This is a genomic window from Psychrobacter sp. FME13 (genome assembly GCF_014861395.1).
Lineage (GTDB): Bacteria > Pseudomonadota > Gammaproteobacteria > Pseudomonadales > Moraxellaceae > Psychrobacter.
Genome location: NZ_RRYV01000100.1, coordinates 1 through 10956, shown reverse-complemented (window position 1 = coordinate 10956; position 10956 = coordinate 1). Strand labels below are relative to the sequence as shown.

At 43.0% G+C, this 10956-nt stretch carries 8 protein-coding genes; 6 read left to right on the top strand and 2 right to left on the bottom strand.

Annotated features, from left to right (window positions below; genetic code table 11):
- Nucleotides 1–63 precede the first annotated feature (63 nt).
- On the bottom strand, nucleotides 64–1782 hold the full coding sequence (locus EI164_RS11240; RefSeq protein ID WP_192520052.1) for a proline--tRNA ligase: 1719 nt from the start codon (nucleotides 1780–1782) through the stop codon (nucleotides 64–66).
- A gap of 489 nt (nucleotides 1783–2271) precedes the next feature.
- Nucleotides 2272–3915 (bottom strand): cryptochrome/photolyase family protein, encoded by a 1644-nt coding sequence (locus EI164_RS11235; RefSeq protein WP_192520051.1) that lies wholly within the window; start codon nucleotides 3913–3915, stop codon nucleotides 2272–2274.
- A 283-nt stretch (nucleotides 3916–4198) separates the two neighbouring features.
- On the opposite strand from EI164_RS11235, the gene EI164_RS11230 reads away from it, so the two are divergent.
- The 6 genes from EI164_RS11230 to EI164_RS11205 all read left to right on the top strand — a co-directional run bounded on the left by EI164_RS11230 (nucleotide 4199) and on the right by EI164_RS11205 (nucleotide 10757).
- Complete coding sequence (locus EI164_RS11230; protein WP_192520050.1) at nucleotides 4199–4882, top strand: phosphoribosylanthranilate isomerase; 684 nt, start codon at nucleotides 4199–4201, stop codon at nucleotides 4880–4882.
- Nucleotides 4883–4968: 86 nt separating this feature from the next.
- Nucleotides 4969–6243: a tryptophan synthase subunit beta gene (gene trpB / locus EI164_RS11225; protein WP_192520049.1), complete on the top strand. Its 1275-nt coding sequence runs from the start codon at nucleotides 4969–4971 to the stop codon at nucleotides 6241–6243.
- An 82-nt stretch (nucleotides 6244–6325) separates the two neighbouring features.
- A complete protein-coding gene (locus tag EI164_RS11220) occupies nucleotides 6326–7027 on the top strand; it encodes a hypothetical protein (protein ID WP_192520048.1) in 702 nt (233 codons plus the stop codon).
- Nucleotides 7028–7102: 75 nt separating this feature from the next.
- Complete coding sequence (trpA, locus tag EI164_RS11215; protein WP_192520047.1) at nucleotides 7103–7927, top strand: tryptophan synthase subunit alpha; 825 nt, start codon at nucleotides 7103–7105, stop codon at nucleotides 7925–7927.
- Nucleotides 7928–8268: 341 nt separating this feature from the next.
- On the top strand, nucleotides 8269–9177 hold the full coding sequence (gene accD / locus EI164_RS11210) for an acetyl-CoA carboxylase, carboxyltransferase subunit beta (RefSeq protein ID WP_192520053.1): 909 nt from the start codon (nucleotides 8269–8271) through the stop codon (nucleotides 9175–9177).
- A 194-nt stretch (nucleotides 9178–9371) separates the two neighbouring features.
- On the top strand, nucleotides 9372–10757 hold the full coding sequence (locus EI164_RS11205) for a bifunctional folylpolyglutamate synthase/dihydrofolate synthase (protein WP_192520046.1): 1386 nt from the start codon (nucleotides 9372–9374) through the stop codon (nucleotides 10755–10757).
- Nucleotides 10758–10956 lie beyond the last annotated feature (199 nt).

Sequence of the window (10956 nt, the reverse complement as noted above, 5' to 3'; positions counted from 1 at the left end):
TCGGTCGTTAACTGCTCGTGCTTGGGCGCAACTTTAATTGTTGGGTTTGGTATAAGATTAAAACTATTTGCCGCTTACTTTTGCCATGACTTCTTCACGGCTCAGCATTTGTTTTTCTGCTTCACGGCGATTGACATACTCGTACTTGCCTTCAGCCAAGTTACGGTCTGAGACTACGATACGATGTGGAATACCAATTAGCTCTAAGTCAGCAAACTTAACACCTGGACGCTCGTTACGATCGTCAAGCAGTACATTGATACCTTGCGCTTTTAGTTCTTCATACAGTGCTGTTGCCGTCTGCATGACGGTTTCTTCTTTTGACTTCATCGGTATGATAGCCACTTCAAAAGGAGCGATTGAATCATCAACGGTTGGTGTGGTTGGCCACATAATACCGTTTTCATCGTTGTTCTGCTCGATGGCAGCAGCGATGATACGGCTTACACCGATACCGTAGCAACCCATCATCAGCGTGACTGGCTTGCCGTTTTCACCTGATACGGTACAGTTCATTGCCTGTGAGTACTTATCACCCAACTGGAAGATATGACCGACTTCGATACCACGTTTGATTTTTAGCGTGCCTTTACCATCAGGAGATGGATCGCCCTCTTGCACATTGCGGACGTCAACGATACGAGTAATACTTGCATCACGCGCCCAGTTCATACCGATTGTGTGTTTATTGACTTCATTAGCACCGCAGACAAAGTCTGATAGGGTAGCGGCTGAACGATCGACAAATACAGGCATATCTAGGTCGACACCGATATAACCTTTGTGCAGACCAGCGGCTTTTAGTTCTTCATCAGATGCTAGGGTTAACGGTACGTTGGCCTCTTCAATTTTTTCAGCTTTAATCTCATTAAGCTGATGATCGCCGCGTAGCACGACAGCAATCAGTTGCGGCTCATCATCTTCGGTATGACCGTGGACGATTAAGGTTTTGACCGTGGTCTCTAATGGTACGTCTAAATGCTCAGCCACCATTTTACAGCTGGTCATGCCTTCTGTCAGAACGTCTTCACGCTCCATCTTAGGAGGCTGACGTTCGGCAGTACTGACCGATTCCGCCAACTCAACGTTGGCTGCATAGTCAGATGAGTCTGAGAACGCGATATCGTCTTCGCCACTGTCTGCCAACACATGAAACTCATGAGAGGCAAAACCACCGATAGAACCGGTATCCGCTTGTACCGCACGGAAATCTAAACCCAAACGGGTAAAGATGCGCGTATAAGCGTCATACATATCACGGTAAGTTTTGGCCAGTGAGGCTTGGTCAACGTGGAACGAGTAGGCGTCTTTCATGGTAAATTCACGTGCTCGCATCACACCAAAGCGTGGACGAATCTCGTCACGGAATTTCCCCTGAATTTGGAAGAAAGTGATAGGTAGTTGCTTATAACTACGCAGCTCGCCTTGGGCCAAATTGGTAATGACTTCTTCGTGCGTTGGACCAAGCACAAAATCACGATCATGACGGTCTTTAAAGCGTAATAGCTCAGGACCATAATCGTCAAAACGTCCGGTCGTTTGCCAAAGTTCAGCAGGTTGTGTCATCGGCATGAGCACTTCTTGCGCACCGACATTTTGCATCTCTTCACGAACAATACGTTCGACTTTTTGTAAGATGCGTAGCCCCATGGGCAGCCAAATATATAATCCAGAAGCGATCTTGCGAATAAGACCGGCACGCACCATCAACTGGCTTGAGGCGATATCGGCATCACTTGGAGTTTCTTTTAGTGTGGCAAATAAAAATTGACTGGCTTTCATAAATAAAGCGTAACCTTATCAACGATAAAAAATAAGAATAAATAGTAGGATGTTGAGCGTCTGGCTAATCGTTTCGTTGCCGCCGCAAGCTTACCTTTATCACTTAGCAATAATCTAGGGTGTTTCCTAGTAACTCACATTGTGACTAACATTCAGCGAATAAAATGCTAGTAAAGAGCATCTTAGTAAAACCGCTCTAATAATACAGAAGAGGGAATATCTTGATTGATGCATCAGTATGCTGAAATAAAAATATTCAGGTCAAAAACCTGATAGATACTTTGATACTGACATTTTATTCATGCAATCTGACTATGTTAGGTAAAGTTTGCCTAAGACGCAATGACTTTTTGTCTTTTCAGAGTCAACATTGCATAAAGGATGCGATGAGGTTGTTATAACTCGATTATTTCTCAGTATTAGGTATGTTTTTAGCTATTTTCAACCTATTTAGATGTCTGTCGATTGAATTGAGGGCAGGCCCTAGCTTTATTTTTTAAATTCAGCGATGGTTAATAGTCGAGCGGCTTTATGTTCGACCATTGGTACAGGGTAGTCTGTATCGGCAAAGTCTCCATTTTTACTGAGTGCTTTACGCATTTTTTCTTCTGAATGCAGGATAGTAGCAGGTACGTCTTTTAACTCAGTTAGCCACGTCTTAATAAACTCGCCCTTTGTGTCATGGGTTTTGGCTTGGCTAAAGGGGTTCATAATCCGAAAATAGGGCGCTGAATCAGTGCCCGTAGATGCGCTCCATTGCCAGCCACCATTATTGGATGCAAAGTCACCATCTATCAGCTGCTCCATAAAGTAGCGCTCACCCCAGCGCCAATCAATTAGTAAGTCTTTGGTCAAAAACATCGCTGTCACCATCCGTAGGCGATTGTGCATAAACCCTGTGGCATTCAGGCAACGCATCGCGGCATCAACCAATGGCACACCTGTCATACCTGTGCACCATGCCTCGAAGTTATTGGTATCATACGACCAACTGATTTTAATGTCAGTCTCATGCTTATACGCCTGATGACGAATCAGCTCTGGCTTATAGTCCAAGACATGACGATAGAAGTCGCGCCATGCCAGCTCACTTATCCAGCGATTGATGTCGTTGTTGTCGCTATCGTTACCGTGCAGTTTTTCTTGAGCTTTATTTGCCTGTAGGTAGCACAGTCTAGGGCTGATCGCGCCAATCGTGAGGTAAGCCGATAATTGACTGGTCGCATGCAAGCTAGGTACATCGCGGCTTACATCATAGTTATTGATGTCTGCATCGACAAACGCTTCTAACTGCTGGCAAGCGGCAGTTTCACCAGCCAGATAAGCATCACGAGTATGTTTGAGTTGCGCCTCCATATCGGCATGATTATTTGACGCATTGATTTCTAGCTGCTTTTGATAGTCTTTGACAGTTTTTGTGCCAAGACTTTTTATCTCTTTTAACGTTTTTGCGTGGTCTTTTGCCAGCTTTAACTCAGTATGGTTACTATCACTGATAGCGACTGCTTCATGCATTTGTATATCGCTCACCTCCAAGGTGTGTCGCCATTTTTTATAAAACGGGGTAAACACTTGGTACATGCTGTCGCCATCGTTGGTTGTGATGGTTTTCGGTGGCAAGATGCACTGATCATGCCAGCGTACAAACTCGATATCGTTCTTTGCTAATTGCTTGGTTAGTTGTGCGTCACGATCGATCTCATTGCCTTCATATTCATGATTGGTCATAAGCGTACTGATAGCGTTGTTATCACAGATATCGACTAGCGCGTCAATACAGTCCGAAAAATTCGGACAAACCTGTACTGTTAAAGTGATGTTCAATTGCGACTTTAGGGCTTTTGCGAGGACAGGTAATGTACGAGCGATAAGATCAAGCTGTGTAAGTGACATATCATGTGCTTGCCATTGCTCAGGCGTGAGAAAGAATATAGCACTGACTCTTGCATTATCTGCATTTGCTTGTTCACAAAGCGCTGCTAAGGCGGTATTATCATGAACTCGCAGATCACGACGAAACCACATCAAATAATGCGGCGGACTGACGCGATTGGCTTTGTCGTTACTATTGTTGTTATTACTACTGTCGTTGTTGTCTGTTTTGTTAGCCGTTTTCGACGCAGTCTTAGACATTCAAGTATTCCTGTATTAATCATTCGCAATCATAAACGAAACTATGAATAAAAGTATGCTAGGATAAGTTTTTGGATGCAATGGCTTTGCTGTCTAAGTAACAAAACCTCACCATATTTCACGATTTATCTTTAGTTTTTACTTGTTTGATACCGTTATAATCGGTATAGATTTAAAGCAGTCACGATGCATCAGAAAACAAAGTGGGAAGCTTTAAATCTTAAAGACACGAAAAATGATGACATTAAAATAAAAACTACTAAAGCTTCTTAAAGGTCACCAAATGCACGTCAAGTTCTGCGGTTTTACCCAGCTTAGTGATATACAGACTGCAACACAGTTAGGTGTTGATGCGGTCGGTTTGGTGTTTTATCCGCCCAGTCCTCGTGCCGTAACGCCTACGCAAGCACAGACATTGATTACTGCCTTGCCAGCCTTTATTAACGTAGTGGCATTGGTGGTCAATATGCCGCAGGATGAATTGATTGAGCTGGCAGAGACTGTGCCGTTTGATATCATACAGTTCCACGGTGATGAGAGCCCTGAGCAGTGCCAGCAGCTGGCGAGTGCAGTCAATAAACGCTGGATTAAAGCGTTGCGGATTAATGCTGATACGGATAGTGCTGCTAGTGTCAGCGCTCAAATTGACGAGTTTGCAGCAGCTGGGGCGAGTAGTATCTTGTTAGATGCCTACCATCAGCATAAATATGGCGGTACTGGTGCGCGTTTTGATTGGAGTCTGATACCACAAGCCAGCTCGCTACCGATTATCCTAGCGGGTGGACTGACTGCTGACAATATCGCTACGACTTTAGAGCTGCCTATCTATGCAGTTGATGTCAGCGGCGGAATTGAAGCTGATAAAGGCAAAAAAGACGCCGCCAAGATGCGTGCCCTTATGAAAGCGGTTAAGCGTGACCGATGGCAAAACGCGACGCCTAGCGAACCTTTGAACATAAGTAGCTAGTTTACAATCAGCTCCATAACTCGTTACTTACCCTATTTCTTTCTTATTTATTCTAAAAAATACCACTTATTACAGTAGGAATTACCATGAGTCATGTCGATAATAAAAACCCATCTGCCACCGCACAATCTGTCAATACGTTTACCAATCCAGCAGACGTAAATGACTTTAATCAATACCCTGATGCTCGCGGGCACTTCGGTGTACATGGCGGTCGTTTTGTCTCTGAAACGCTGATGGCTGCGCTAGAAGAGCTAGAGACGCTATATACTAAAGTAAAAGCCGATCCTGCATTCTGGGAAGAGTATCACACTGATTTGGTCAACTATGTCGGTCGTCCCACGCCGCTATATCATGCCAAGCGCTTGAGTGATGAGATTGGTGGTGCTCAGATTTACTTTAAACGTGAAGATCTAAACCATACGGGCGCACATAAAGTTAACAACACCATCGGACAAGCACTGCTTGCCAAAATGTGCGGCAAAAAACGTATCATCGCTGAGACTGGCGCAGGACAGCACGGTGTAGCGACGGCAACGATTGCTGCTCGCTTGGGACTAGAGTGTATCGTTTATATGGGTGCGGATGACGTCGAACGTCAAAAGATGAATGTCTATCGTATGCGTTTGCTGGGTGCAACGGTTGTACCAGTGACCTCTGGCTCACGTACGCTCAAAGACGCGATGAACGAAGCCATGCGTGACTGGGTGACCAATGTAGATAGCACGTATTACATTATTGGCACGGTCGCAGGTCCACATCCTTATCCGTTATTGGTTCGTGATTTTCAAGCGATTATCGGTAAAGAAGCACGTATTCAACATCTCGAAAAAACAGGTAAATTGCCTGATGCACTAGTTGCTTGTGTCGGTGGTGGTTCAAACGCCATTGGTCTGTTCTTTGATTTCCTAAACGATACTGATGTCAAAATGTATGGCGTCGAGGCGACAGGTGATGGTATCGAGACAGGTCGTCATTCAGCACCATTGGCTGCTGGCCGTATCGGCGTGTTACATGGTAATCGTACTTACCTCATGGCAGATGATGATGGTCAAATTCAAGAAACCCATTCTATCTCAGCGGGTCTTGATTATCCTGGCGTCGGCCCTGAACACAGCTTCCTAAAAGATATGAAGCGCGTGGAGTATGTCGGCTGTACGGATAAAGAAGCGCTGGCAGGATTCCATGAAGCCACGCGTAAAGAAGGTATTATCCCTGCACTTGAAACCTCTCATGCTATTGCTTATGCGCTTAAACTGGCTAAGACAATGACGCCTGATCAAACGATTATCGTTAATATGTCAGGTCGCGGTGATAAAGACTTGCATTCAGTGATGAAGGCAGAAGGGATTGAGTTGTAAATTACTACGATTAAAGTTCCTATCATTCGAATCTAATCTAGATCTATTATTAACTTGAGAGTTATCTAATATTGAGGGTACGGTGAGTCATAATTTATTTGAGTTAAATAGTTTTCCAGATAAGCTAACACTTAGCCTGCCCTTGAGTATTAATATGCTACTCCCTAAGAAAGAACTAAAGTTTTTTCAAAGTGAAAAGTTTGTTGATAGTATACAACTAGCTTTTCTCTCGGTAGTGATCGGCTTCCTTTTGTATCTAGCAGAAAGGTTCTTAGGTAGTAATGATCTATTCAAGGTTAAATCCATTTTTACTATATGTAGTATGTTCATGTTATGGCACATATTTTCCCATTACTTAGCATTTCGTAAAGAAAAAGGCCAAAATTTACCTAGTAAATATATGGCAAAAAAGATTGATTGGCATTTAGAACCTATTCTGTCTATTACTTCTGATGAATTAAGAGTCCTCTCAAATAGTCGCCGCAAAGAGAATGTGATTTGTTTTGATAATATAGATGAAATTGTTTATAACATTGAACAAGATGATAGTGGTATTTCAGTACTCTACAAGCCTAATACCAGTGAAGGGTTCGAGGATAATATTATTCCTGACTCATTTGATGGGGATGGGTTATCAGAATTTGTACTATTAAAGTCAACGCTTGGAAGTTATGTTTTGAACGATAATTCAGACAATCATTATCAAATTCATAGAATACAAGTAGCTTTATTATTAACTCATATACTCTATAACCGTACCGAACAGCTAGATATCGACTGGTAAGATTATTAGTAGAGGGAATATGTGTTACGCGACTCAATAATAAAATATTAACTTTAAATTAATTAAGAGACCACTATGACCAGAATTGAAAGCACTTTTGAAACGCTAAAATCCCAAAATAAAAAAGCCCTGATTCCTTATGTGATGGCGGGCGACCCTAATCCGACAACGACAGTTGGCTTGCTACACGATTTAGTGAAGCACGGCGCAGATATGATCGAAGTCGGTTTGCCATTCTCTGATCCAATGGCCGATGGTCCAACCGTTGCGTTAGCAGGCGAGCGTGCACTAGCAGCAGGTACAAGTACACGTGATGCGCTAAAAATGGTTGCAGAGTTTCGTCAAACAGACACGCAGACGCCAATTATTCTGATGGGTTATCTTAACCCTGTTGAGATCATCGGCTATGACAACTTCGTTGCGCTATGTGAGCAGTCAGGCGTTGATGGTATCTTGATGGTTGATCTGCCACCAGTAGAGGCGGGTAGTTTTACTCAGCATTTAACTGAACAATCAATCAATGAGATTTTCTTACTGTCACCAACCACTTTACCTGAGCGCCGTGAGCAAGTACTGACGCATTGTGGCGGTTATATTTATTATGTATCACTGAAGGGCGTAACTGGTTCGGCCACGCTCGATACCGATGATGTTGCGACTCATGTAAAAGCCATTAAAGCAGAAACAGATCTGCCAGTGTGTGTCGGTTTTGGTATTCGTGATGCAACGTCAGCGAAAGCAATCGGTGCACATGCAGATGGCATTATCGTGGGCAGCGCGCTAGTACAGAATTTCGCCGATATAGATGGAAGCGATGCTACAGCAGTTGCAAATGCACAGCAGAACATCATGGCAAAAATGGATGAGCTACGCGGTGCACTTGACAGCTTGAGTGCTTAAGCCAAGCCAAAGTTAAGATAAACCAAGTCTAAGTTAAAGATAAGTTGTCGTCATTCAGGTTTTTATTGCATTGCCAGTAGCAGTATTTATAGATAGCTGTATGGATAAATAACAATGTTTATAAAGACACTATTAAATGACTTTGCTAAAGTTAGTTTACGTGTGTAAACTAACCCCATACATAAATTGTTACAGTTACGCGTAAGCGTGCCTCATAACTGCTCATGTTATGACTGTATGTGACGCTTAAATTTACCCTTAGGGCTAAGTGAATGAGTAGCTTGCCGATAAGCCTTCGATAAATGGCGAATAATATGACTGATACGATAACAAAACCTGATATGACTACTTCTAATAATACTGAGACAAAAACCAACACATCTGGAACATCGTGGTTTAATCGTCCGATACCAGGCGTTAAGCAACAACTGACAGCGCCATTGAGTGCAGTAGAGACTGAACCCTCAACCAAATGTAGCAGCTGTCATTCGATGATTACCAATACATCGCTGATTTTTAATTGTTATGTTTGTCCGCATTGTGATCATCATTTACCGATGAGTGCTCGTGAGCGCTTAAACTGGTTGCTTGATCAAGTGGATGGCGAGCTGGGGCAAGAGTTTACGGCCAAAGATCCACTCAGTTTTGTGGACAGTAAACCGTATCCAAAGCGTATGACAGAAGCACAAGAAAAAACAGGTGAAAGCGAAGCACTGATCGTACTGTATGGCAAATTGCGTAATCTAGATGTGGTGACTTGTGCCTTTGATTTCCGCTTTATGGGTGGCTCTATGGGGTCGGTCGTTGGTGATCGTTTTGTTCAAGCGGCCGAAAAAGCGTTAGAAGATAAAGTGCCTTTAGTATGTTTTGCTGCCTCTGGTGGTGCACGCATGCAAGAAGGTTTGTTGTCTTTGATGCAGATGGCTCGAACGGCAGCTGCCATTGAGCGCTTGAGACTCGCTGGTATCCCTTATATTGTTGTCTTGACCAATCCTGTTTATGGCGGAGTGACGGCATCACTTGCCATGATTGGGGATATTCACTTAGCAGAGCCAAAAGCGATGATCGGCTTTGCTGGTAAACGCGTGATTGAGCAAACTGTACGTGAAACGTTAGAAGAACCGTTCCAACGTGCTGAGTTTTTGTTAGAGCACGGCGTAGTAGATGAGGTAGTGCATCGTCATCAACTGATTGAGACTATTTATCGTCTGTTAGCAAAACTAAGCCATATGCCTAATATGAGTGCGTAGTACACAGTAGAAGCTTGGTTTCAAATGAGTAGGTAATTGGGTTTATAATTGCCTAGTATCATGTGTTAGTATTTCTACAATACTCAAAAAATTCTAATAGCATTTATCGTCATATAACGGTAAATGCTATTTTTGGTTTTAGTTAGCGAATATACTGTCTTTATTTTTTATATTATTTTATATAGGTTTGAACCATGTCCGATTCTCTAGATTCTAGTCCGTGTAGTCCCAAAGACACAGCCAGTTTGACGGAGTGGCTCGATTACATGCAGCAGATACACGTGTCAGCGATAGATATGGGGTTATCACGTGTTTTGCCAGTGGCTGAGGCATTAGGCGTGGTACAGTCGGCTAAAGATGATGCTTATGTATTTACGGTAGCAGGCACCAATGGTAAAGGCTCAACGACCGCTGTCATCGCACAAATGTGTCAAGCCGCAGGTTATAAGACTGCACTGTATCAATCACCACATTTGAGTGCTTTTAATGAGCGGGTGCGTATCAATGGTGAGATGGTTAGTGATCAAACCTTAATTGATGCTTTTGGTAAAGTAGAAACTGCACGATTAAAGTGTGGCTTAACGTTATCATTTTTTGAGATGACAACACTGGCGGCACTACTCATATTTTCTGAGGCAGATTGTGATGTATGGGTATTGGAAATTGGGTTAGGTGGTCGCTTAGATGTGGTCAATATCATTGATCCTGATATGGCGGTAATTACCAATATTGGTATTGATCATGTCGACTGGTTGGGTGACAACATGGAAGATATCGGCGCAGAAAAAGCAGGTATTTTACGTGATGATATTAGCTTAATTTATGGTGCTGCGGAGATGCCCAATAGTGTAAAACAGGCTATTGATAAGCATCAGGCAAACTGTTATCAAGTAGAGAAAGATTTTAGCTATCGTGTCATTGATGCAACGACGTGGCAATATAGCAATGCGGCAGTCAGCATGCAGCTGCCGCGTCCAGCATTGTCGTTGATTAATACTGCCAATGCCTTGTCAGCAGTACTCGCAAGTTCGTTAACTATTGATACCCTTGCTATCGAGCAAGCACTGCAATCAGTCAAGTTAGCAGGTCGTTTTGACTATCGTGAGAGCCATAATCGTCACTGGCTGTTTGATGTGGCGCACAATGAACAAGGTGTTGAGTTTTTATTGACACAGCTATTACCACTTTGGCAGCAGCATTTGGCAAATCAAAGCACATTTGATACCTCAAATCAAAATGACCAAGCCAGTGATGCACCTGCTACCATTAAAATGCTGTTTTCTATGTTGGCTGATAAGGACATCGAAAAAGTTGTACAGCGTTTGACTGAAGCAGGCTTGCCTATTAGTGAGTGGTTTATCGCTGAGATTGATTATCCTCGGGCAGCGAGTACGGAGCATTTACAGGGTGTTTTATTGAACTATGTTGATGGCGCTAAGATACACAGCTTGGATCATCTGCAGCAAGCGACTGATGCGGTAATAGCTACCAGTCAGTCACAGGATTTAATTGTGGTTTGTGGTTCTTTTCATACGATTGGAGAGGCATTGGTTGCATTGGACGACAATGGCTTAAGATAAAAAAATCGTGATGTAATGTTAATCCTAACCATTATGTGATGGCAGACAGCATGTATGTGATGGCAGACAGCATGAAAAATATGCTTTATAATCAAAGTGCTTTTTACATCTTAGATTAACACATGAAGTGCAATACCAAATGTGAGGTGAAAAAAAGACCTAGATGCGCTAGCATCAAAGTTTTTATCCACCGACCAAA